General features: G+C 53.3%; 22 protein-coding genes. 15 read left to right on the forward strand and 7 right to left on the reverse strand.

Annotation, left to right across the window (positions count from 1 at the left end):
- Window positions 1–17: 17 nt before the first annotated feature.
- Window positions 18–353: a cupin domain-containing protein gene (locus LK04_RS08875; RefSeq protein ID WP_039328693.1), complete on the reverse strand. Its 336-nt coding sequence runs from the start codon at window positions 351–353 to the stop codon at window positions 18–20.
- A 241-nt stretch (window positions 354–594) separates the two neighbouring features.
- Between LK04_RS08875 and LK04_RS08880 the strand changes: the two genes are divergently transcribed.
- Complete coding sequence (locus tag LK04_RS08880) at window positions 595–1,857, forward strand: DUF1479 domain-containing protein (protein ID WP_039328679.1); 1,263 nt, start codon at window positions 595–597, stop codon at window positions 1,855–1,857.
- A 42-nt stretch (window positions 1,858–1,899) separates the two neighbouring features.
- Complete coding sequence (locus LK04_RS08885; protein WP_039328678.1) at window positions 1,900–2,640, forward strand: DNA-binding transcriptional regulator YciT; 741 nt, start codon at window positions 1,900–1,902, stop codon at window positions 2,638–2,640.
- Window positions 2,641–2,642: 2 nt separating this feature from the next.
- On the opposite strand, the gene LK04_RS08890 is transcribed toward LK04_RS08885, so the two are convergent.
- Window positions 2,643–3,770 (reverse strand): substrate-binding domain-containing protein, encoded by a 1,128-nt coding sequence (locus LK04_RS08890; RefSeq protein WP_039328677.1) that lies wholly within the window; start codon window positions 3,768–3,770, stop codon window positions 2,643–2,645.
- Window positions 3,771–4,163: 393 nt separating this feature from the next.
- Between LK04_RS08890 and LK04_RS08895 the strand changes: the two genes are divergently transcribed.
- The 7 genes from LK04_RS08895 to LK04_RS08925 all read left to right on the forward strand — a co-directional run bounded on the left by LK04_RS08895 (window position 4,164) and on the right by LK04_RS08925 (window position 10,449).
- Window positions 4,164–4,736: an SIS domain-containing protein gene (locus LK04_RS08895; protein ID WP_039328676.1), complete on the forward strand. Its 573-nt coding sequence runs from the start codon at window positions 4,164–4,166 to the stop codon at window positions 4,734–4,736.
- A 14-nt stretch (window positions 4,737–4,750) separates the two neighbouring features.
- Complete coding sequence (locus tag LK04_RS08900; protein WP_039328675.1) at window positions 4,751–5,224, forward strand: VOC family protein; 474 nt, start codon at window positions 4,751–4,753, stop codon at window positions 5,222–5,224.
- A gap of 15 nt (window positions 5,225–5,239) precedes the next feature.
- Window positions 5,240–6,229: an autoinducer 2 ABC transporter substrate-binding protein gene (locus tag LK04_RS08905; protein WP_231568835.1), complete on the forward strand. Its 990-nt coding sequence runs from the start codon at window positions 5,240–5,242 to the stop codon at window positions 6,227–6,229.
- Between the two features lie 90 nt (window positions 6,230–6,319).
- A complete protein-coding gene (locus LK04_RS08910) occupies window positions 6,320–7,801 on the forward strand; it encodes a sugar ABC transporter ATP-binding protein (protein WP_039328674.1) in 1,482 nt (493 codons plus the stop codon).
- 27 nt (window positions 7,802–7,828) lie between these two features.
- Window positions 7,829–8,830 (forward strand): ABC transporter permease, encoded by a 1,002-nt coding sequence (locus LK04_RS08915; RefSeq protein WP_039328691.1) that lies wholly within the window; start codon window positions 7,829–7,831, stop codon window positions 8,828–8,830.
- 11 nt (window positions 8,831–8,841) lie between these two features.
- Window positions 8,842–9,849 (forward strand): ABC transporter permease, encoded by a 1,008-nt coding sequence (locus LK04_RS08920; RefSeq protein ID WP_039328673.1) that lies wholly within the window; start codon window positions 8,842–8,844, stop codon window positions 9,847–9,849.
- A 48-nt stretch (window positions 9,850–9,897) separates the two neighbouring features.
- A complete protein-coding gene (locus tag LK04_RS08925) occupies window positions 9,898–10,449 on the forward strand; it encodes a GNAT family N-acetyltransferase (RefSeq protein ID WP_039328672.1) in 552 nt (183 codons plus the stop codon).
- On the opposite strand, the gene LK04_RS08930 is transcribed toward LK04_RS08925, so the two are convergent.
- Genes LK04_RS08930 through LK04_RS08945 form a run of 4 tightly spaced genes read right to left on the reverse strand, consistent with a single transcriptional unit; the run spans window position 10,435 to window position 15,446 of the window.
- Entirely contained in the window at window positions 10,435–11,391 is a 957-nt protein-coding gene (locus LK04_RS08930) for a sugar-binding transcriptional regulator (RefSeq protein WP_039328671.1), read from the reverse strand. The two genes, LK04_RS08925 and LK04_RS08930, sit on opposite strands and share 15 nt — an antisense overlap.
- 25 nt (window positions 11,392–11,416) lie before the next feature.
- Window positions 11,417–12,355 (reverse strand): sugar phosphate isomerase/epimerase family protein, encoded by a 939-nt coding sequence (locus LK04_RS08935; protein ID WP_039328670.1) that lies wholly within the window; start codon window positions 12,353–12,355, stop codon window positions 11,417–11,419.
- A 3-nt stretch (window positions 12,356–12,358) separates the two neighbouring features.
- Window positions 12,359–13,885: a glycerol-3-phosphate dehydrogenase gene (locus LK04_RS08940; RefSeq protein WP_039328669.1), complete on the reverse strand. Its 1,527-nt coding sequence runs from the start codon at window positions 13,883–13,885 to the stop codon at window positions 12,359–12,361.
- 10 nt (window positions 13,886–13,895) lie between these two features.
- Window positions 13,896–15,446, reverse strand: a complete 1,551-nt coding sequence (locus LK04_RS08945; RefSeq protein WP_039328668.1) for an FGGY-family carbohydrate kinase — start codon at window positions 15,444–15,446, stop codon at window positions 13,896–13,898.
- A gap of 408 nt (window positions 15,447–15,854) precedes the next feature.
- Between LK04_RS08945 and LK04_RS08950 the strand changes: the two genes are divergently transcribed.
- From LK04_RS08950 to LK04_RS08975, 6 genes are all read left to right on the forward strand, one after another.
- Window positions 15,855–16,508, forward strand: a complete 654-nt coding sequence (locus tag LK04_RS08950) for a DUF2291 domain-containing protein (RefSeq protein ID WP_039328667.1) — start codon at window positions 15,855–15,857, stop codon at window positions 16,506–16,508.
- Window positions 16,505–18,043, forward strand: a complete 1,539-nt coding sequence (locus LK04_RS08955; protein WP_052205928.1) for a sugar ABC transporter ATP-binding protein — start codon at window positions 16,505–16,507, stop codon at window positions 18,041–18,043. Before LK04_RS08950 ends, LK04_RS08955 begins: the two co-directional genes overlap by 4 nt.
- 22 nt (window positions 18,044–18,065) lie before the next feature.
- Window positions 18,066–19,121: an ABC transporter permease gene (locus tag LK04_RS08960; RefSeq protein WP_039328688.1), complete on the forward strand. Its 1,056-nt coding sequence runs from the start codon at window positions 18,066–18,068 to the stop codon at window positions 19,119–19,121.
- A 70-nt stretch (window positions 19,122–19,191) separates the two neighbouring features.
- Window positions 19,192–20,139: a D-ribose ABC transporter substrate-binding protein gene (locus LK04_RS08965; RefSeq protein ID WP_039328666.1), complete on the forward strand. Its 948-nt coding sequence runs from the start codon at window positions 19,192–19,194 to the stop codon at window positions 20,137–20,139.
- Between the two features lie 197 nt (window positions 20,140–20,336).
- Complete coding sequence (locus tag LK04_RS08970; RefSeq protein WP_039328665.1) at window positions 20,337–21,203, forward strand: DeoR/GlpR family DNA-binding transcription regulator; 867 nt, start codon at window positions 20,337–20,339, stop codon at window positions 21,201–21,203.
- Between the two features lie 228 nt (window positions 21,204–21,431).
- The gene (locus LK04_RS08975) at window positions 21,432–21,641 is read left to right on the forward strand and encodes a glycine zipper 2TM domain-containing protein (RefSeq protein WP_034823502.1); all 210 of its coding nucleotides are present in this window, start codon (window positions 21,432–21,434) and stop codon (window positions 21,639–21,641) included.
- Window positions 21,642–21,712: 71 nt separating this feature from the next.
- Here LK04_RS08975 and LK04_RS08980 read toward each other — a convergent pair whose 3' ends face one another.
- Window positions 21,713–23,083 carry an amidohydrolase gene (locus LK04_RS08980; protein ID WP_039328664.1) on the reverse strand — a complete coding sequence of 457 codons (1,371 nt, stop codon included), beginning with the start codon at window positions 23,081–23,083 and terminating at the stop codon, window positions 21,713–21,715.
- Window positions 23,084–23,989: the final 906 nt, after the last annotated feature.

Here is a 23,989-nt window from a genome sequence, read left to right on the forward strand (position 1 = left end):
ACTGCGTATGGTCATCCTCAAAAATTCGTACGGTCGCCACGGGTCGTCGGATGAGAGATCACCAAAAACTCCACCGGGGATGCTGAATCATTACGCGCCTGATGTGGCGCGTCAGGAGGAATTTCAATCCCTTGCTGTGCCTGCAATCGGTGATATTCGCCCTGTAATTCCATCGTCAGCTCACCGCTCAATACAAAGAAAAACTGACGAGATACAGAGTGGTAATGACGCTGTTCGGCACTGCTTGCCGGCATTCTTTCATGGATCACCAGCATGTCCTGGCGCTCAAGCAGCGTCCAGCCATCACAATTGCCGCCCCAAATATAATGTGGTGCATTCTCTTTAGAAATCATGGTGTTTCCTTTTGGTGCTGAAAATTCATCAACGCCTTGTTTTAACATTAAGGGCAGAACAAGCAAACAGTTGCAGCACGGCATTTTAACTGCCAGTACCGCGGACAGGTTCCTGCAATTCGTTAGCAGAATAACTGTGATTCCGGTCATAAAACCAAGCGCAGGCGATTGGCGTAATTTTGTCCTTTTGTTATGAATGAAACTATATCATGTTTCAAACGAAACAAAGCGGAGCAAAAACATGAACACTATCTTTACCTCAGAACAACAACCCGAAGATTTCAAAACCAACGTGCGTCTGATGAAAAAGGTCCTCAGAGAGCAAATCGGTGATGTCGAGGGGCTATTTGAGCAAGTCAGAAGCAAAATTGTCAGTGAACTTCAGGCCGCGCGGGCTGAAGAGGCGCAAAACGGCACAGCATGGCCGCAGGTAACCGCACAAGATATTGCAGAAGGCCGAGTAAGCGATGAGGTGAAAAATCATATTCGCCGCCGCGGTTGTGTGGTGGTCAAACAGACCTTCAAACGCGATCAGGCGCTGGCCTGGGATGAATCCATGCTCAAGTACCTCGACGACAACGATTTTGACCAGGTTTACAAAGGGCCGGGCGATAACTTCTTCGGTAACCTGGATGCGTCACGCCCGGAAATCTATCCGATTTACTGGAGCGATGCACAGATGTCGGCACGTCAAAGCGATGCCATGGCCAAAACTCAGTCGTTCCTCAATCGGCTGTGGATCTTCGAATCAAATGGCACACGCTGGTTTGATCCTGATGTCAGCATCATCTATCCCGATCGTATCCGTCGTCGTTTACCGGGTACTACCTCAAAAGGGCTGGGCGCACATACTGATTCCGGCGCGCTGGAGCGTTGGTTGCTGCCTGCGTACCAACAGGTGTTTGGCAAGATCTTCAACAATCAGTTCGATCAATATGATCCATGGGATGCGGCTCACCGCACGCAAGTGAATGAGTACCAGGCGGGCACCACTACTAAGTGTTCGGTATTCCGTACCTTCCAGGGCTGGACTGCACTGTCAGACATGCAATTGGGTCAGGGCCTGCTTCACGTGGTGCCAGTTCCAGAAGCGATGGCGTATTTGCTACTGCGCCCGTTATTGAAAGATGTGCCTGAAGATGAACTCTGTGGCGTTGCACCAGGCAAAGTGTTACCGGTTTCTGAAAAATGGCATCCAGAGTTGATTCAGGGACTGTGCTCGATTCCGGCGATGGAGGCGGGCGATTCCGTCTGGTGGCACTGTGACGTCATCCATTCCGTAGCACCGGTAGAGGACCAGCAAGGTTGGGGCAATGTGATGTATATTCCGGCGGCCCCTCTGTGTGATAAAAATGCAGCCTACGCCAGCCAAGTCGCGCAGGCGCTGGCAACCGGGGTTTCACCCGGAGATTTCCCGAAAGAGGATTATGAAGCCAGCTGGCGCGATCGCTTCACACCTGAGGCATTAAATGCCAACGGACGCCGTAGTCTCGGTTTAGGCTGAGTTTCTGATAAGCTTGATAAAAATTAACGGACAGCAGGTTTTATGAACGCACGTCATCAGCACATTATCCAACTGGTCAGCGAGCGCGGCAGCGTGAGCGTCAATGAACTGGCGCAAACCACCGGCGTCTCGGAAGTTACCGTGCGTCAGGACTTGAACCTGCTAGAAAAGGGCGGTTTTCTGCGCCGCGTGCACGGTTCTGCCGTGGCGCCAGAAAGTGATGACGTGGGCGCACGTATGCAAACGCGTTTTGCCGTGAAAAAACGTCTTGCTGAGTACGCTGCATCGCTGGTGAATGCGGGAGACACCGTCTTTATTGAAGGTGGAAGCACCAATGCACTGTTGGCGCGTGAACTCAGCGATCGCAGCGATATCACCATTATTACCGTCAGCCATTATATCGCCGGTTTACTGCGGGAAAAGGGCGGCGATGTGATCATCCTGGGCGGTCTGTTTCAGAAAAGCAGCGAGTCGGTGGTGGGACCGCTGACTCGCCTCTGCATTCAGCACCTCAATTTCCATAAAGCCTTTATCGGGATTGATGGCTGGGATGCGGTGACCGGGTTTACCGGTCGCGATATGCTGCGATGCGATGTCGTCAACGCGATCATGGACAAACAGACTCACACCATTGCGCTCACGGACGCATCGAAATTTGGTCAGATTCATCCTTATGCACTGGCACCGACTCAACCTTTCAAACAGGTAGTGACGGATGCAGGATTGAGTGCGGAGTATCAAAAAGCGTTGCGGGAACAAGGCATAGTGTTGAGCCTGGTGTGATATTAATTTTTGGGTTTAACGCTGTGGCATGAAGCCCGCACGATCAGTTCGCCCTGGGCTATGGTGTGTATTGGGCTGGCATCAGGATTTTGCAGCCGATGCATCATCGCCACCACCGCATTATGTCCAATGGCGTTAAAGGGCTGTTTCCACGTGGTGAGTGGGATGCCAAGCAGCGCGGAATACTCGTTGTCATCAAATCCGACGACGTTTATTTTCACACCTTGTTGACTGCACAAAGAGAGCAACTTCATGGCGGTGAAATCATTGGCGCAGACCACATCGCGCGCGCCGCTTGCCAGTAGTTCGGTAATAAAGTCGGGCTGATTAAGTTCCCCTTCATGCTGCCAGCTGGGTTGCAGCGCCACGCCAGCCTCCAACAGTGCGAGCTGGTAACCGAGCATGCGCATATGAACCGTGTTGGCGGAAAAACGTTCACAGAGAAAATCAATACGTCGTGGGTGGTCGGCCAGTAAATGGCGTGTCATCAGCATGCCGGCACCCACATTATCAATGCCAATTAAGTCCCAACGACTGCGTGCCGGCCAGCGCACTACATCACTGTCGAGCAGCACCACACTCATGCCATCACGTTCGAGTTTACTCAGGATCAACTGATTGATTTCAGCCGCAAAAGGATGAAACTCAATCGGGATAAAAAACACCCCTTTTACGCCACTACGCTGGTAACGCTCAATCACCCCATCGATCTTATTGATAATCGCCTGACGCGTGGCGCCAGCGCCTAAGGTCATGACGCCATTCCACACTAAATCAAAGTTGAATTGCTGTGACAGGGCGGCGATGGATTTAAAGATCTGCTCAAACAGGAATCCACTTTCGTTAGCTTCCATGCGTGGAGAAAGGATGCCTAGGGCAATGGCAGGGGGCAGTTCAGCGGGATAAGCGACATCAGACCAGGTAATGTAATGCCCCGATCCTTGCGTACTGCTGATCATGCCTTCTTCCCGCAGGCGGGCAAGGGCACGAGAGAGTGTCGGGCGTGATACATCCAACTCTGCACAGAGCATCAATTCCGTTGGCAGACGTTCCCCGTTGGCATAATCACCGCGTTGAATACGCCGTGTTAGTTCGTGGTAAACGCGATCCAGTTTGCCCGATTTCGCCATAGCCCAGTTCACCCAATGTTTGACTGTGTCAGCGTTTATCCCTTGATTCACGCTGGAACACATTAAGGGAGTTAATAAGTAAAATCAAGAATCTGAAAATCGCGTAAATTTGTAAAAAATCCAAAACGACTGGCTGACTTTGTTTGCCATGCACATCAAACGGCTGAAAGGAAAGTAGCGTATTAATTCAGCTAAAACGTGTGATCCAGCTCGCTAATTCAGTAGTTCAGGACGAGTTGTAAACGATTGGTGTTCAATTTGTGATCAAAACCAAAAGAAAAAGTAAAAATCTTGCGTAAGGTTATTTTCAGTTGTCAGGTCATTTACTTTACAAATTTGTAAACATAAAAACCCTACACCTGCACCCTTGCAGGGCCAACTGAGGAATGACACATGTCTCAATACGCAGCACTGGTAGAGAAGGTCATCAATGAAAACCGCGACACCCTGCAGGCCGTCGATCCCGCTCAAATAGACCAACTGATCACTGAAATTCGCCAAGCCAAAACTATCCAGCTTTACGCCATGGGCCGCATGCAACTCTCGGTACGCGGCTTTGCCATGCGCTTGAAGCACATGGGCTTTGACAGTTACGTCGTCTACGACACCACTTCGCCCTATCTCGGCAAGGGTGACCTGCTGATCGTGCACTGTGCCGTCACTAACGTTGAACTCAACATCATCAAACTGGCGAAAGAAGCGGGTGCGCGCATCGTGTTACTGACCGCGCATCCGGAGAACGAACATGGGCAGTACGCGGATTTGGCCGTGCGCGTGCCCGGGCAAATCTTTGGGGGCGATCAAGAGATCCCATCAATCCAACCGATGTCGACGTTGCTGGAACAGGCGCTTTTCCTGTTCACCGATATCGTCACCATGATGCTGATTGAACAGTGCGGTATCGAAATGGAGGCGATGAAAGCCAGTCACACCAACCTTGAAGGTTTGCCGCACAAGTTTGCTTAATCGGAGCGCTTACGATGAAAGACGGTGACATCATTCAGATTGCCCATCTGGTCGAGGATCTTGATGCGGCGATGCAGCACTACTGGGAAGCTTTCAATATGGGACCCTGGGATATTTACACCTATGGTCCGCACAACATTAAAAACTCGATGTATCGCGGCCAGCCCGCAGAGCATATCTACAAAATCGCCGTGTGCTGGATCAACGGTATTCAGATGGAGTTGATGCAGCCGGTTTCCGGTTACAGCATCTACGACGAATACATTGAAAAACACGGCTACGGCTTGCACCACCTCAAACTCTACTTCGCCGATTGTGAACAGGCGCTCAAAACCTACCAGGCACGCGGCTATGACGTGGTGCAGAGCGGCAATATCGGCGATGACGTTTTCTATTACCTCGATACCGAGGAGCGTTTTCAGGGTGCCGTGATCGAAATCGGTAACGCTGGCTCCATTCCTGAACCTGAACGGCGCTATCCCGCCTGATATAGGACACACATCATGATGAAAACGCGTAACGCCCTCACGCTGGCTCTGATGCTGAGCGTCACTTCACTTTGTGCCGCTCTGCCTGCGCAGGCCGCAGATGAATACACCATGGTCGGGATTCCGAAACTGCGTTCGGCCTGGTTTAACGACTATGAAACCGGGCTGAAGAAAGCAGCGAAGGATTTCAAGATCGATGCTTACCAGCAAGCCCCGGCTTCGGCAGATGAAGCACAGCAGGTGCGTATTATTGAAGACAGTATCACCCAAGGCGCGAATGCCTTGCTGGTGGTGCCCAATAATGCCAGTTCCGTAGAGCCGGTATTTAACCGTGCACGCGGGCAGAAAATTGTGGTGATCACCCATGAGTCGGTGAACCAACCCGGTGCCGATTATGATGTTGAGATGATTGAGAACGAGAAGTTTGGTCGCTACATGATGGACGAGTTCGCCAAACATGCCGGTGGTAAAGGGGAATTCGCCATCTATGTGGGTTCGCTGACGGTGCCAGCGCATAACACCTGGGCGGATGCGGCGATCAAAGAGATGAAAGAGAAGTACCCCGATATGAAACTGGTCTCAGACCGCTTCCCGGTCAGTGAGGACCGCAACGCCTCGCGTCAGAAAACCCTGGAGTTACTCTCAACCTATCCCGATCTGAAAGGGGTCCTGGCCTTTGGCAGCCAGGGTGGGCCTGGTGCGGCACAGGCGCTGCGTGAAAAAGGCCTGGTCGGCAAACTGACGGTGATTGGTACCACATCGCCGAAAGAGAGCGCCACCTTCCTGAAGGACGGTTCGCTAACCGAGTCTATCTTGTGGAGCCCAGGCGAAGCCTCGTATGCCATGGCCTACATCGCCAAAATGGTACTGGATGGCAAGCGTGACCAGATCAAACAAGGTCTGGAGATCCCGACGCTGGGTGTACCGACTATCAGCGGGCAAAACATCATTTTTGATAAGCCGTTGACCGTCACTAAAGACAATTACAGCAAATACGATTTTTGATGGCGAGGCGGTCTTGCGGCCGCCCACGGAAATTGTCGTGTCGCCAGTGATGGCGACCGCTTCCTTCACCGCACGGTTTGCGGAGGTCATATGCAGTTTTTGTCCGTGGCAAATGTCACGAAAAAATTCGGTGGTGTCACTGCGCTTAATGACGTCAGCTTTGACATCAATGAAGGTGAAATACATGGACTGGTGGGTGAGAACGGTTGCGGCAAATCGACCCTGATGAAAATCATCGCCGGGGTTGAAGCGCGCGATCGTGGCACCTTGACCGTGAAAAACCAATCCGTGCAGCGTTTCACCGCCATGGACGCGGTCAAGCAAGGCATTGGCATCATCTATCAGGACCTGTCGCTGTTCCCAAACCTTACGGTGCTGGAAAACATCTACATCAGCCAGATGCTCAATGACCGTAAAGCGCTGGTGCACAGCCGTACCTACCAAGAGAATGTCGAAAAAATCATTGCTCAGCTGGGCATTCGGCTTGATCTCGATGCCACGGTGGATGAACTGCCGATTGCCAAACAGCAACTGGTGGCGATTGCGCGTGCGCTGGTGAATGAGTCGAAACTGATCATCCTGGATGAGCCGACCACCGCGCTGACGCGCAGTGAAATCAATAGCCTGTTTGCCATTCTGCGTCAGCTGAAACAGCAGGGTATTGCCTTTATTTTTATCAGCCACAAACTCAATGAACTGCTGGAAATCTGTGACAGGGTCACCGTCATGCGCGATGGCAAAGTCATTGATTGCCAACCTACCGCGCAACTCACCAGCGGTGATATCGAAAATCTGATGCTGGGTTACGCGCTAACCTTTGAAACCCGCCAATCCAGCGCCTCGCAGGATGTTCTGCTCAGCGTTCGCCATCTCAGCAAACGCAATAGTTTCCAGGACGTGAGCTTCGATCTACACAAAGGTGAAGTGCTGGGCATCGCAGGATTGCTGGGTGCCGGTCGCACCGAACTGGCAATGGCGCTCTTTGGCGTCGAGCCGGCGCAAAGCGGGGAAATTTATCTGCAGGGGCAGCGTGTCGAGATCAACAGCATTCATACGGCGGTGAAAAACGGGATTGCCTACGTGCCAGAAGATCGTCTGGCTCAAGGTTTGGTGATGGAGCAGAGCATCGCCGCCAATGCCGCCATTTGCACACTCGACCACTATCTGACGCCCATGCGGTTATTGAACGGCCGCAAGATGCGCGAAACGGTTGAGGGTTTACTCAAAGGCATGCAGGTGAAATACGGCAGCCAGGACCAACCCATTCGGATGCTTTCGGGCGGCAATCAGCAAAAAGTGGTGCTGGCAAAGTGGCTGGCGATGCGACCACAGGTGTTCATTCTGGACAGTCCGACCGTGGGCATTGATGTCGGCGCCAAAAATTATATTTATCAAACCGTCAAAGCCAAAGCTCAGGAAGGCATGGGCATCATTTTCATCTCTGATGAGCTGCCAGAACTGCTGGCCAACTGTGATCGCATCATCATGATGCAGCGCGGAAGGCTGGGAAAAAGCTGGCGAAGTGATGAGATTGATAATGAAACGCTGCAACGTGAGATCGAGCGGCAATAACGTTCGCTGGAGGAGAGTGTCGTGGAAATGATGAAACTGCTCAAAGCGCGAGAAACACTGCTGCTGGTGCTGATTGTGGTGTTGTCGATCGTGATCACCAGCATCAATCCCAATTTTATCAGCTTTGATAATCTGACCGATCTGCTGAAATCCTGGACGGTACTCGGCATCTTTGCGCTGGGCGTTTTGCTGGTACTGATTTCGGGCGGTTTTGATGTCTCCTTTACCGCCATTGCCCAGGTCGCTCAGTATGTGGTGGTATTTTGGTTCCTGCAGTTAGGACTCGATAATATCTGGCTGGCGATTCTGTGTGCGTTGATCCTCGGCGCATTGATGGGGCTGCTCAACGGCTTGATCATCTATTATTTCAAGATCACCGCGATTATCGTCACCATTGCCACCAACAGTCTGTTCTACGGTGCGCTTTATGTCATCACGCAAGGCGATCTCATCTACGATTTACCCCCTTCGTTGCTCAGTCTGGCGGAAATCAAAATATTCCCGCTGCAGGCGGCTAACGGCGCCTGGTACGGCTTGAGTCTGGTGACCTGTCTCTGGTTTGCCCTGGCAATATTTCTGCATCTGTTCCTCAAACACACCGTATTGGGCCGCAGCATTTACGCGGTGGGGGGCAACGCGCTGTCAGCCGAACGCGTCGGGTTCAACCTGCGTCGGACAACGCTATTCATTTATACCTTTGTCGGGGCCATTTCTGGTTTCGCCAGCATTATTCAGGTGTCGATTGTGCAGACAGTGATCCCCAACTCGATTGTGGGTTCTGAGTTGCAGGTTATTGCTGCAGTGGTGCTGGGGGGCGCATCGGTCACCGGCGGGCGCGGCAGTGTGGCGGGGACTTTACTGGGTGTCTTGCTGTTCGCCATTCTCAGCAACAGTCTGACGCTACTGAAAGTCTCGCCTTATTACTACAACGTCTTCACCGGGCTGGTGATTCTGTTCAGCGTGTCGCTGAATGCGCTGCAAATTCTGCGGCAGAAAAGGGCGCAGGTGCGTGTGGTGGTGGAGCAATGAGGAGCAATGCCATGAAAACTTACACCCCTGCGCGTTTGCGTTTCAGCGCGATCATTGCGGAGAATCTGTCACTGTATGTGGTGCTGATTGCCGTATTTGTGCTGATGTTCGTGCTCAACGGCGAGAAATTTATCCGCCCACAAAACCTGATATCAATGGCCTATCAATTACCGATTGTGGGACTACTGGCGATTGGCATGATGATCTCGATGCTGTCGGGCGGCATTAATCTCTCGATCATTTCAACGGCCAATCTCAATGGCATCATTATCGCGCTGTGCCTGCAGACTTTCTCTGCGCAGGGGATGAAACTGGCGGGAGGTGAACTGGTGCTACTGGCGGTGTTACTGGGTTTTATCGCCTGTCTGCTGGTGGGGGTGATCAATGGCTTGCTGATCTCGATCCTCAAGATCCCGGATATTCTGGTGACGCTGGGTACCATGACGTTAATCGCGGGTCTGAATGTGGTGCTTACGCGGGGATATACGTTGTCTGGTTTTCCTGATTCACTGTTGAATATTGGCAATGGCGTGAGTTTCGGTATCCCTAATGCGTTGATTCTGTTTGTGGTGGCGGCCATTGTGGCATCGGTGATCCTTAACAAAACCCGCTTTGGTTTTAGCCTCTACATGATGGGATCAAACGCAACAGCGGCACAGTACGCCAACGTCAATCTGGTCAAAATCACCGTGATGCAGTATGTGTTTTCATCTACCTTTGCGGCGTTGACCTCGTTGGTGATGATGGGGCAACTCAACTCCGTTAAAGCCAGCTATGCGGATTCCTACCTGCTGGTGGCCGTGCTGGCCGCGTTTCTTGGTAAGGTTAGTCCCTTCGGCGGATTTGGACGGGTTTCCGGTGTGGTGCTGGCGGTAATTATCCTGCAGATGATCTCCAGTGGCCTCAACTTGCTCCGCCTCGATCCTTTCATGATCACCGCTACCTGGGGCGCAATTATTATCGCCATCGTGGTCTGCCGCGGTTTATTCTCACAGATTAGGCAGCGGTTGGGGAAGTGATTGTCTAAAGTCACCCGCAACGATGATGATGAGACTTAAAAGGAAAACATGCTCTTAGACATCCTTTCTAAACGACTACAGTATCGCCAAATCAACGCTGAAGATTGGCCCTTTTTCCTGGCGCTGCAGCAAGATGATCAGGTCATGCAATTTGTTGCTGATCCAAAGCCTGAAGCCGTCATCCGTCGCGAAAGGTTCGAGGTGCGTTTGCCGCAGTGGCATACAGACAGTTCGCATTGGCTGTGCCTGGTGATGATGGAAAAGGGCAGCGTTGTGCCACTTGGCGTGACAGGCTTTATTGACCGCGGTGATGGCATCGCTGAGGTTGGGTTTATGCTGGCAACCTCCGCGCAAGGCAAAGGTTTTGGCGCGGAATCCCTGCGCGATATCAGTCAGTTTGCATTGATGGATGTAGGCTACCGCAAGTTGGTTGCTACGGTCACCGCGGGCAATCAAGCGTCGCGCAGGACGCTGCTGAAAGTAGGATTTCAGCAGGAGGGTACTCTGCGCAAAAGCTATTTTCTTGGCGGTGAGTGGCGGGATGACTGGCTGTTTGGTTTGTTAGCTGAGGAATTTCACGCGGAGCTACTCCGCAAGTAGCGCCTGCGCCGTTAATTCATCGGTAATTAACCCGGTCACTAAGCCGCTTGCCAGCACGGCGCGAATCGCCGCAACCTTGCTTGCACCGCCGGCTAACGCCACAATCTCCGCGCGATGGGTAAGATCCAGTTCAACTGACAGCGTGCGCGCCGTCAGGCTGGAGTGAATCATTTGGCCGTGCGCGTCAAAGAAATGGCCCAATAATTCTCCTACCGCGCCAGAACGTGAGATATCGTTGATCTCGGCTTCATCGATCATCCCTGCTTCCACCAGCTGTGCAGCGGGTTCTACGGTGCCAATACCCACCAGTTTCACCTCACTCTGCGCCGCCATGGCAAACACTTCGCTGACGCCGCGCTGTTTCAACAGCACTTCGCGGTCTTCCTGCGTATTGGCAAAAAAGGGCACTGGCATCATGTAGGCCTGTGCACCGGTTTTTTCGGCGATACGGTGCATCACATCGTGCGGGTTCAGCGCGTAATTGCGCGTCAAACATCCGAGCAGCGAAACAAAACGCATATGGGGAGCGTCGATGCGCGGCAGCTGATGAATGGCGGCGGAGAGGGTACGCCCGTGTCCCAGGCCGAGCGTAATAGCGGGTTGCGCGCTGAGCAGGTTACGCAGGTAATCCGCACCGGCCATGCCCAGCGCGCGAACCGGTAAGCCTTCTTCTCCGAGGTCGGGGGCGACGTGGCAAAATGTCAGTCCATGCTTTTCACGTAGTTGGTCCTCAAGCGCGACGCACGCCACGATATCGCCATCAATCGAGACTTTTACCGCACCTTCCGCCACCATGCGCGCAATCATGCGATGGGTTTTGACCGAGGGTAATCCCAGGCGTTTAGCGACTTCAGCTTGCGTTAAGCCGCCAACGTAGTGCAACCAGGCGGCACGCAGGGCCAGAGAATCATCGCGTTCAGCGGGGGTTGGAGCCGGTTTCATATTTCTTTTCCTGGTGAAATTGGCCTCACGAAGCCAGATGCAAATCCTGCACGCCCGTATTAATGTGCGATGCCCAAAAGGCAACGCTCTCCGCAATATCCGCGACCACCTGCCGGTCGGTGGGCTCGCGCTCTTTGAAACTCAACTCAAGGCAGATCTCATTATCCTGTGCGCCACCGCGAGCCAGCGCCTCCAATAGAGGTTGAGGCTGAATACGGCCGCCCGCATTGTACTGCAAAGTGAAAGGCCGGTGGCCGCCTTTGTCCATCATGCTTTGCTTTATGTGGATAATCGGCGAATAACGCGGCACCGCTTCAGCCCAGGCGTAAGGGTCGTAATCCCGCGGGTCTGCTGAGGTGACATCACCGTGATCGATATCTGCCATCATCCACATCGGCAGTGCGAAAGACTCACTGCTCAGGCGCTGCTGTAACGCCAGGCAGGCCGGGATAGTCTCACCAAACTCGCGCCCAATGCTCATTGGCTCCCAGAACAGATATTTCAGTCCCGCTGCTTTGGCGTGCTCTGCCACCTCAGCCCAACAATCGATGGCGATATCGATCAACGCTTCACGCCGCGAAGCATCATTAAAATCCTGCTGCGTAAAAATCGCGAACTGAGAACCCACGGCATCTCCACCTAAATCGGCGGTGATATCCGCAAAGGTTTTAAACCAGTCCACGTAATAACGCCGCACCTCAACATCCGGATGACCAAAGTGATTTAAACGACCATAAGGTCCGGTCATGCCCGATGTCACGCGCACGCCGGTTTCACGCATGGCCTGCTGCATACGCCGCGTCATGCGATTAATGGTCGCGGCTGGCCAGCCGGGATTAATGAATTCATGGGTCAGTTGCAGATCGCGAATGCGAATCTGCTGTGCCACGGTATGAATCAAATCCTGCGGTTCAGCAAAACGATTTACCAGCGGATTAGTATTGAGCGAAAGCGTTAACGGCATGATTTACGCCTCCTTACGCAACGGCACAGGGGCAGTAAAGGTTGCTGCAAACCACTGGATAAACGCCTGTTGCTGATCGTCGGTGAGGTGTAGCCGATGTTTGGTGCGCCGCCAAAGCACATCTTCAGCTTGCTGCGCCCACTCATTCTCCACCAGATAGCGCACTTCGGCTTCGTACAGTTGCGCGCCAAAGTGGCGGCCCAGATCGTCTACACCATTGGCATGACCCAACACTTTTTCGATGCGTGTGCCGTAAAGACGCGCATAGTGTTTACGCAGGGATGCAGGTAGCCATGGCCAGCGCGCTTTCACCTGTTCAAGGAAAGTCTCGAAATCACCGTTGGCCATATCGCCGCCCGGCAAGGTCGCGTCTCGCGTCCAGTCGGTGCCCATTGAGGGGAAGAAGGGAGCAAGCTTCTGTAAAGCATGCTCCGCCAGCTTGCGGAAAGTGGTGATTTTGCCGCCGAACACATGCAGCAGAGGGGCGCTTTGCTGATCGTCGAGGTCAAATACGTAATCTCGCGTCACCGCCGAAGGATTCCCTTTGCCGTCGTCAAACAGCGGACGGACACCGGAGAAGCGGGTAATCACATCGCTGGCGCGCAGTTTCACTTTGAAGTAGCGGTTCACCACATCAATCAAATACTGCTGCTCGCTATCATCGGCGGTCACATCCTCGGCTTTGCCCTGCCACGGAATGTCGGTGGTACCAATCAGCGCTTTGTCGCCTTCGTACGGGTTGATGAATATCACGCGTTTATCGGTGTTTTGCACCAGATAAGCCTGCTGACCTTCCCAGAACTTCGGCACGATGATATGCGATCCTTTCACTAGCCGTACGCTGCGTGTGCTTTTGGTCTGCGTCACTTGGTTAACGATATCCAGCACCCATGGCCCGGCGGCGTTGACCAGCACTTTGGCAAATACCGTGCGCTGCGCCCCACTGGCTTCATCCTGCACGGTAATTTCCCATTTACCGCTGTGGCGTTTCGCCGCCACACAACGAGTACGCGGCAAAATCGCTGCGCCGCGTTCGGCGGCATCCAGCGCATTGAGCGTCACCAGTCGCGCATCGTCAACCCAGCAGTCGGAGTATTCAAAACCTTTGCTGTAGCTATCCAGGATTGGCGCACCTTCCGGGGCGCGCATCAGATCGAGTGAGCGGGTGCCCGGTAACTTTTTACGGCCCCCGAGATGGTCATAAAGAAACAGCCCGAGACGTACCAGCCACGCCGGGCGATCGGTGGGGCTATGCGGCAGAACGAAACGCATCGGCCAGATAATGTGTGGCGCGGCATTAAGCAACACTTCACGCTCAATCAACGCTTCACGCACCAGGCGGAATTCATAATATTCCAGATAACGCAGCCCGCCGTGTACCAGCTTGCCAGAGCGCGAAGAGGTGCCTTGGGCGAGATCGTCTTTTTCGCACATCATCACCGACAAGCCACGACCAGCGGCATCACGTGCGATGCCTGCGCCATTGATGCCACCACCAATCACAAACAGATCCAGCATATTTTCACTCATGATCAACTCCTTAAAACGTGTTCAGCGCCTGCCAGGCGGCAGGAAGATCGCTGCGGATCTGCTGATAGTGGGGATACAGCTGGTTATAGCGTTGAGACAGTTCAGCGGAAGGTGGCTCAGGCGCATCCAGAAGCGGGCGCACCCAGGTCTCGACGCACTGCGCCATGGAAGGGTAAGCACCTATCGCCACGGCGGCCATCATGGCAGCACCCGCGGCGCCAGCTTCATCACGCTGGCTGATGCGCACCGGCGCGCCAATACATGAAGAGAGAATCTGACGCAGCGGCTGAGAACGCACCGCGCCGCCAGTGAGGCGGATCTCGCCTGGCAAGGTGCTGCCCATCGCCTGATAACAGTCACGTGCAGCCATGCCAATCCCTTCAATAACGCCACGCACCAGATCGCCAAAGTTGTGTTGGTAATTGAGCCCGGTAAAGCTGGCCCGTGCATCGGCGTTAACAAACGGACCGCGCTCGCCAGCAATCGAGATATAAGGGTGGAACAGCAGCGTGCCGGGCTGCGCGTTGTTCAGCCACTGATCAATATGCGCCACCAGACGGGCGTGATCGACTTCGCAGCCGAAACCACTTAACAACTCGCTGGCCACATTCAGCAGCCAGTCAAGGTTTAGGGTGGAGGCCATATTGGTCTGCACTTGCGTAACATAACCGGGCCACGGCAGCGGGATCACATAGCCGGTTTGTGCAGGGTTAAGCCAGACGTTATCAATGGTGACACTGCGCAGATGTACGCCGGTGGAACCGACGATCGAGCATGCAGTATTGGCTTCGCCGGTGTGTACGCCAGCACCGAGTGCGGTCATCGCCATATCGACGTAGCCCAGTGAAACCGGCGTGCCCGCACGCAATCCGGTCAAATTCGCAGCGTCAGCGGTGAGCGGATGAGTGATCTGCGTACCGTCGATGATCTCCGGCAGCAAATGGCGGTGCTGTTCTAATCCCAGCGCGGCGATCACCGTGTCGTCATAACGTTGGGTGCGGAAATTGCCAAAGGTGAAGCTGGCTTCTGAAGGGTCGGTGGCGCGAATGCCGGTCAGATTGAGGTAAAGCCAGTCTTTACAGTGCAGTGCGACTTCACTCTTAGCCAGCAGCTCAGGGTAGTGGCGGTCCATATGCGCCAGTTGCGATCCCTGCTGGCAGGTATTGAGCCCGGTGCCGGTGGCTTTAAAGCGCTCACCCGCCAGGGCATGTTGATTTAACGTGTCGACGGTATGCGCCGCTCTGGCATCCAACCAAATCCAGGCATCGCCGACCGGTTGGTTATCTTTTCCCACCAGCCAGGTGCCATCACCTTGGGCCGTCACCGCTACGGCTACCACGCGAGCCGCCAGATTCTCGACGCGCTCGGCCAGTTTACGTATTGCACCGACGGCGTCCTGCCAGGTTTGCGTCATGGATTGCTGAGCTGCACCGCCTTCACTGCGGTAATAGCGGTTGCGCACCGAGGCGCAGGCCAACTGCGTGCCTTCCAAATCAAACGCCACCGCTTTAACCACTGAGGTGCCGGAATCCAGACCCAAAATGATATCGCCGTTACTCACGTACACCTCCGGGAGAAGAAGAGTTAAGTCATCACGCTGTGTTAATTCCCTGTGATGAATATGCTAAATAATGTCTTACACCACTTCTCACGGAGATAACATATCTTTTGTATTATTTTTCTATAAATCGAATAAATTTCATTTCAGTTAGCGATTCCGATCACGAAAAACGAGGGTAATCCCTACAGGTTGAATTGAAATTAGGTGGCTGAAAGAGTTGTATGGCGGGGTTTTCACGTAAGGCATCGTGAAGTGGTTAAATTAGCGATCCAGATCTCTCTCCTGAAAAAATTGCGCTTACTCTGTTGACAATTTAGTCACATCAGAACAATTCTCATCACACAAGTTATCACATTTATAACATTAACGCGGCGGATTATCGCAGCAGTTAACAGTGAGAGGTCACGTATGTCCGATGTCTCGATGCTTGCACAGCAACTCTCTCGGAAGCGCGCACGCCGCTACACCCTTTTGGCAGTGGTGGTCGTGGCGGTGATTGCCGCCATGGCGCTGGATACCAAAGTGGTGAAGATCGGTTCAGAGCAGGATGCGCAAGAACAAGGTTTCTCGCCAGACAGCTACGGCCAGAAAACTTTTCCTGGCATCCAGCAGGATGTGGAAGCGCGCGCCGTGGACGCGAAAACCCTCGCTGACGCGTTAAAAGCGAATCAGCAGGAAGCGGTGCAGAAATATGGCGTGGGTTCACCGTTACCCGTGTTCGCGGTGAAACTGGAAGGCGTAGTGCAGCCGGGTCAGATGGGCATCTTCCCACTTAAAGTGGAAGGATTACCTGAAGGTAACCAGGTGCGCTTGCAAACCGGGCCCGCCATTACCGGCACCGATTTACGCGATGCCAGCGGCAAAATCCAGTTCGGCGATTTTACCAACCAAATTGAGTATCAGAATGCCGGTTCGGCGATTAATCGCGCCATGAAAGCCAAAGTGCTGGATAAGTTGGATCGCGAGACGCTGCCAGGCAAAACCGTGCAGGTTGTGGGTGTATTCAGGCTGTTAACGCCCACCAACTGGATGGTGACTCCGGTCAGCGTGGAGGTGAAATGAAACCGTTCAACGTCAATCCTGCCTTGCTGAAAGGCGAAGTGATCCTCGAAGCCCGCAACATTAGCAAAGTGTACGGCTCAACCCATGCGCTGAAGGGCGTGAATTTCGAAATTCGTCGTGGCGAAGTGACCACGCTGTTTGGTGAAAACGGCGCGGGTAAATCGACGCTGATGAAGATCTTGTCAGGCGTGATTACGCCAACATCCGGGGAAATTCGTTACAACGGCGAAGAAAAAGTGTTTCGCTCGGCGACGGAAGCGCGTGACTGCGGCATCTCAATTATCCATCAGGAGCTGAACCTCGCGCCCAACATGAACGTGCGCGACAACATCTTTATGGGGCGGGAAATCATGAAGCCTGGCGGCGTGGACTATGCCGAAGAGGCACGCATCACGGCCCATCTGATGGCGGCGCTGGAGGAGGAGATCGACCCGTTAACGCCCGTGGAGAATTTGCGGCTTGGGCAGCAGCAGATTGTCGAAATTGCCCGTGCGCTCTCGGTGAACTCGCAGATTTTGATCATGGACGAACCGACCTCCGCTTTGAGCGCAACGGAAGTCGCGGTGCTGTTTCAGGTGATACGCGACCTCACCAGCCAGGGCGTGGCGATTGTGTATATCTCACACCATCTTGAAGAGGCGCTGGAGATCACCGATCGCGCCGTGGTGCTGCGTGACGGTGTGATGACCGCTTACGCCAAACGCGATGAGATCGATCTCGAATGGATCGTGCGCAACATGGTCGGCGATCACTTTGATCTCGGCTCGCCGCCGGAAGGATACGCCTTTGGAGAATCGGCGTTGAAAGTACAAGACCTGACGCTGAAAAGTAAAACCGGCATTCGGCTGGTGGACAATTTATCCCTGAGCGTCAAAGCCGGTGAGATTGTCTGCATCTACGGACTGATGGGCGCCGGACGTACCGAGTTACTGGAGTGTATCGCCGGACGATTACATCAAACCAGCGGTCAGATTCTGCTGCAGGACACTGAGGTGTCCAAACTGACCATCCAGCAACGCATTCAAATCGGCCTTGCGCTGGTGCCGGAAGACCGGCAGCGCGATGGTCTGGTTCAAACCATGTCAGTCGGTGAGAACCTGTCGCTCGCCAGTATCAGTGAATTCGTGCGCGGGCTGGTGCTGTCGCCACGCCGTGAGAAACAACTGGTAACGGACAGTATCCGCAACGTGACGGTCAAAACAGCGGGCGGTGAGGCGGCTATCGGTTCGCTCTCCGGTGGGAATCAGCAAAAAGTGGTGATCGGCAAAATGCTGGCCACCCGTCCCAAAGTCATTCTGTTGGATGAGCCGAGTCGCGGCATCGATATCGGTGCCAAAGCGGAGGTCTTTCGTCTGCTGGCGGAGAACGCCAAAAAGGGGCTGGCAGTGGTGTATACCACTTCGGAAGTTGGCGAGTGCCTGAGCATTGCCCATCGCATTGTGGTGATGAGCAAAGGGCGCATCAACGCCATTTTTGATTCCAGCGTGAGTAAAGAACGCATTATGGCCGCTTCAGGCGAGTCTCTGGTGGCATGACATGAAAAACGGAGCAAACGGTATGACAGACAGAACCCAAACGCTGGATTCGCCGCCAGTTGCTGTGAAAAAGAAAGCTGATAAAAGCCTTAATCTCGCGCGATTGTTGCTGGAAGGGCGCGCCTTTATTGCGCTGCTGGTGATCATCGCCACCTTTTCCCTGCTTTCACCTAACTACTTCACCGGTGCCAACTTCCTGACCATGGCGTCGCATGTGGCGATCTTCGGTTTACCCGCGATTGGCATGCTGCTGGTGATCCTTAACGGTGGCATCGATTTATCGGTGGGATCGACGCTGGGCCTCGCCGGAGTCATGGCCGGTTTTATGATGCAGGGCATCAACCTCGAAGCGCTTGGCGTGGTGCTGTATCTGCCGGTATGGGCGGTGGCGATTTTGACGCTGGTGATGGGGGCGCTGGTGGGACTGGTGAACGGGGTGCTGATCGCCTGGTTCCGTGTGCCGGCCTTTGTCGCGACCCTCGGCACCATGTATGTGGCGCGCGGTATTGCGCTGTTAATCACCAACGGCCTGACCTACAACAAACTCTCTGGCAGCGAAGCGCTTGGCAACACCGGCTTTGACTGGCTGGGATTCAACCGCATCTTCAACGTTCCGGTTGGCGTGCTGGTGCTGGGCGTGGTGGCTTTGGCCTGCGGATTCCTGCTCAGCCGTTCAGCATTTGGCCGCTGGCTGTATGCCTCTGGTGGTAATGAACGCGCCGCCGATCTCTCTGGCGTGCCGGTGAAACGCATCAAAATCAGCGTCTATGTTCTTTCCGGTATTTGCGCCGCGATGGCAGGGCTGGTGTTGTCTTCACAGCTGACTTCAGCTGGTCCCACGGCGGGCACCACCTATGAGCTGACAGCAATTGCTGCTGTGGTGATTGGCGGTGCGGCGTTGACGGGGGGGCGCGGTAACGTGCGCGGCACCCTGTTGGGCGCATTTGTTATCGGTTTTCTCTCTGATGGCTTAGTGATTATCGGCGTCTCTGCTTACTGGCAGACGGTGTTCACTGGCGCCGTGATTGTGCTGGCGGTATTGCTCAATACTTTGCAATACGGCAGGCGCGGTCGCTAACTCACGCGCGCTGTCTGGCAGTGCGCGGTTATCCGTAAAACCTGTACCCCTAAATAATAACGGAGCACCTATGTTCACTAAACGTTTGTTTATTGCCGCAGCCGCCATGGCCATCACCACCTTTGCCGCACCGACCTGGGCGGACAACGGATTGATGACCATCATCGTTAACGATCCATCCAATCCCTACTGGCTAACGGAAGGTCAGGTGGCGCAAAAAGCCGCTGAGAAACTGGGCTACAGTGCCAAAGTCAGCGCCCATAAAGGCGATACCAACACCGAAAGTCAGCTGATCGATACCGCGATCACCAACAAGTCTAAAGCGATTATTCTCGATCCGGCGAACGCGGACGGATCGGTGGGATCGGTGAAAAAAGCCATCGCGGCGAATATCCCGGTTTTCATCATCAATGCTGAGTTAAATCAGAGTGGATTGGCGAAAGCACAGCTGGTGTCTAACAATGCGCAAGGTGCCGCCGTGGGCGCGATGGAGTGGGTAAAACAAGTGGGCGATACCGCTAACTATGTTGAGCTGGTGGGACCGCCTTCGGACAATAACGCCGCGACCCGCGCTAACGGCTTTGATACCGTGTTGTCGCAGTATCCGAAGCTGAAAAAGGTCGGTCAGGAAGTGGCGAACTGGGATCGTACCCAAGGTTTCAACAAGATGCAGTCTTTGTTGCAGGCTAACCCGAATATCAAAGGCGTGATCAGCGGTAACGATGAGATGGCGCTGGGCGCGATTGCGGCTCTGAAGGAAGCGGGCAAGCTGAATCAGATTAAGGTCGGGGGTTTTGATGGTTCACCGGATGCGGTGGATGCGGTAAAAGCCGGAACCCTGGCCTATACCGTGATGCAGCCGGTGGCGCAATTCGCGCAGAAAGCGGTAGAGCAGGCGGATAGCTTCCTCAAGACCGGAAAAACCGGTGCAGCGTCTGAGAAACAGCTGTTTGACTGTATTCTGATCACCAAAGAGAACGCGGGCAACTTCGTGTCACCGTTTGTGTTGAAGCAGTAATGGATGACGGTCGCCATGAATGGCGACCCTACAACGTTGGGTGCGCATGATGCGCACCTGGTTCCGGCATGAGTTGTAGAGTGCCCATTTATGCGCACTGAGTTCCTCGCATTAAATGCAGTTTGTTTGCAAAAAGCCCATTTCCGCGTTGTAATCATGACGAACCCGCATTTCTGCATCACTTTCCCGGACGAAACATGGCGCACAACCCGCAGGACTCTTCTCTAAACGTATTTATGGCCGAACCCTTACCCAGCGATAGCCGACAGGCGCGACAACTGGCGCGGCGCCAGCTGATTGCAGAAGCGGTTATGGCAGAAGGTGCGATTCGTATTGAAGATATCACTGAGCGTTTCGGCATCAGCCTGATGACCGCGCACCGTGATATTGATGAGATGGTCGAGCGCGGGTTACTGCATAAATCACGCGGCGTGGTGTCAGCCACCTCAACCAGCCTGGTTGAATCCAGTGATATTTATCGCGCCACACGTCAGTTGGAAGAGAAGCAGGCGATTGCCGAAGTGGCCGCCAGCTATCTTGAGCCTGGGCAGGCGATTTTTCTCGATGATTCCACCACGGTGCTGCAGATGGCGCGTTTATTATCTGCCCGAGCGCCTCTTACCGTGATCACCAACTCACTGACGCTGATGAATGAGCTTCGTAATGGGCGAGACATCACACTGATGGGGTTGGGAGGGCAGTTTTATCACTGGTGTAACGCCTTTATGGGGCGGATGACGCGTGAGGAAATCGCCAGCCTGCGCGCCGATGTGTTTTTCGTCAGTATGTCGGCAATTATCGATGATGCGGTATTCCACCAATCTGCTGAAACCGTGGAAACCAAACGCGCGATGTTTGATGCCGCGCAAAAACGCATTCTGATGATGGATAACACCAAATTTGAACGCCGGGCGCTGCACCGTTTTGCTCACCTCAGCGAGTTTGATGTGGTGATTGTTAATCAGGGCACACCGGTTCCCATTTTGCGTCGCCTGCAAGATCTCGGGGTAAACGTGGTGGTTGCGCCAATGAAGAGCAGTTATATCCCGCACGAAGAACAGTAACTTCCCACACCGTACGGCGCGGCCTACGAGAGCCTCAGGCACTGAAATGCCTGGCTTTTCGCCGCTTCGCCAGTACCGTCTTAAAATAGGAATTTTTACCTATCCCCGTTTTCGATTTCGCCATAAATTAGCGCCGACGAGCAGTGCAAGCCGCCAATGTCCTGGCGCCTTAACAACAATCAAATTAAAACAATGACATTCCATTGAATAATGGTAATGAGGATTTCGATGCTTTTAAAACGCAGCTGCAGTATCGCCATTGTCGCATTAGTGTGTTTGTCCGTCACCGCTTGCGGTATGTCGCATCGTGGCCGTAATACCGCGATTGGTGCAGGTGTCGGTGCAGTCGGTGGTGCCGTATTAACCGGTGGCAGCACCTTCGGTACTTTAGGTGGCGCGGCTATCGGCGGTTTAATCGGACACGAAGTCAGCCGCTAATGTTTAATTCCGCCGCGCAGATTTTGCGCGGCGGAATATATCTATCACATCTATCTCGTCATTCCCTACTATTACACCTTCGCCAGGCTACCAAATACCTGCTTACCGTTATGGAATGTCGCCACTACTGGCGCGACATGGGCAACAGCTTCAGCCGAACAACTCGCAGCGACGAGCATCATGGTTGCCGTATCCTGCGCTTTTGGCCATTGCTGCTCCCCTTGGCTGTTCAGCGGTAACACCTCATTAGTGGCAATACCCAGCGCACGACTTAGTGAAAATTCATCTGGCCCACGGTAGAGCTGTGAATAGACGTTGGCTTTTTCCAGCATGCTACCACTGCCAAACGGCTGCCAGTGGTCGGCAATGGTATCGGTGCCTGACCACACGGGAATCCCTGCAGCGCGCAGTTGCGGCAATGGCATGATGACGCGCCCAATCGGTACTGTGGTGGCAATGCTGAACTGCTGCTCCTTCAGTTCCTCAATCATCGCATCCAGCTCTTTACCCGAGAGTGTGCCTAAAGCGAATGCGTGGCTGATCGTCACTTTGCCTTTCAGCTGCGGATTTTCACGCACCGTTTTCAGCATGTAACGGACCGCCGCCACGCCGTGGGGTTCGGTTTCATGCAGGTGAATATCAATCGGGGCCGCAAAATCCAGTGCGATGCTGAACATGGTATCCAGCGACTTCTCCATCGCGCCGTCTACATTGGTGGGGTCCAGCCCGCCGACATAGTTAGCCCCCATCTTCATTGCCTCACGCATCATGCCTTCGGCATGTGAGCGCAACAGGCCGTGCTGAGGAAAGGCAACAATCCTGGCACTGAAATCACTACGATGATTGGCAATGGCTTGCTGGAGATGGGCTAAACCCTCCAGCTTGCTGATCGGGTCTATGTTGCAGTGGCTGCGCGCTTCGGTACTGCCTTTCGATTGCAGCAGGCCAATCAGCTTTTCCGCACGCATCTCAGAGGTTGGCACCAACTCCGGCAGGATCTGCTCTTCCTGATGGATCATATCGATAACGCTTTTACGCGGCAGCGGGGCGCGCCAGCCTTCACCATAGAAGGTTTTATCGAGATGAATGTGCATATCACGCGTGGCGGGCAGCAGAATGTGCCCACCGGCATCCCAGGCCGGAAGAGGGCTGCTCACCCCCGAGGCATGGATCGCGGCGATACGGTCACCGTTGATCTCAACATCATATAAGCCGGTACGGGTCGCGGTGATGACATCCTGCTTACGAATGAATCCTTCTTCGAGGCGTACATTGCGCAGCAGGTAATGGCTGACGTTAATCGAACTGTGATTTTCCGGCACACAGGTTTGTGCCGCAGACGCACGGCTGGCTAAGCCCGTGCCAAGCAGCGTGCCTGCAGCGGTTAACTTGATGCCAGAAGTGAGAAAGTCACGGCGATTGCCGGCAGATAAGAGGCTCATGTTTTATCTCCTTGTAGGGGAGATTTACCCTAAAGAAGCAGATAGCGCTGTGCTGTGATTTTTTCCACTGATGGCTATGGGGAAAAGTAATGATGCCGGAGGAAGCAGGAGTGTGAGGGGGGACATTTATCAATGTGCGCACAGTGTGACTTAATTGTTGCGCATTGGTGTCTTTAAATTAACGTATCTATTAAATTAATTACATGGCTGTGAAAAATTAACAAGGTAATAATTGTTCCTTGTCTGTTAAATTAATTAACACCCGCTGTTATAGAAAAATATCAAACCATCCATTGTTAATTATCTGTGTCATTAATGTTGAGTGGGTGTCTCAATAATTTGTCACTCAGATAAACAATGCTGCATAATGACTATTGTTGTTATTAGCCATGCACTTATCTAAGTCGTCTAAACTTGTTTCATATCAATGAAATTTTATGCTATTGAAATTAAATAAAAAAATCCAAATCCGCTTGTGTGTGACTCTTCGCAACACATTGATTTAACTGCAATCAAAACCCGACCAGGAAACTCCCATTAGCTTTTTGTTACAAGTTACCCCTGTAATTGGGGTGCCTTTGTGTAAGTGAGAATATAGAATAATTTACAGAAGTTTTCTTATCTCGAGCATGTTCCATCGCTTATTTCTGTGAGTTTCACCTGCCAACAATCAGTTCACATTGTTGATTGTTTATTTGTGCTCATTCAGGGATAAGCACCGCAGTGGATATTATATTTTCAGCCAGCTCCTGTCTGGAAAATATACTGTCGGTTGCGGATCGAAGATAAGTGGAAGACGACAGTGTGACACCTTTTCTACTTGTTATGCCTGAGCCTGGCTCATCTCACTTGTATGACAAGAGAAACGGCGCTGCGTTGCCGTTAACTAACACGGTCACTCATATA

The organism is Pantoea vagans, assembly GCF_001506165.1.
In the GTDB taxonomy this organism is placed as follows: domain Bacteria; phylum Pseudomonadota; class Gammaproteobacteria; order Enterobacterales; family Enterobacteriaceae; genus Pantoea; species Pantoea vagans_C.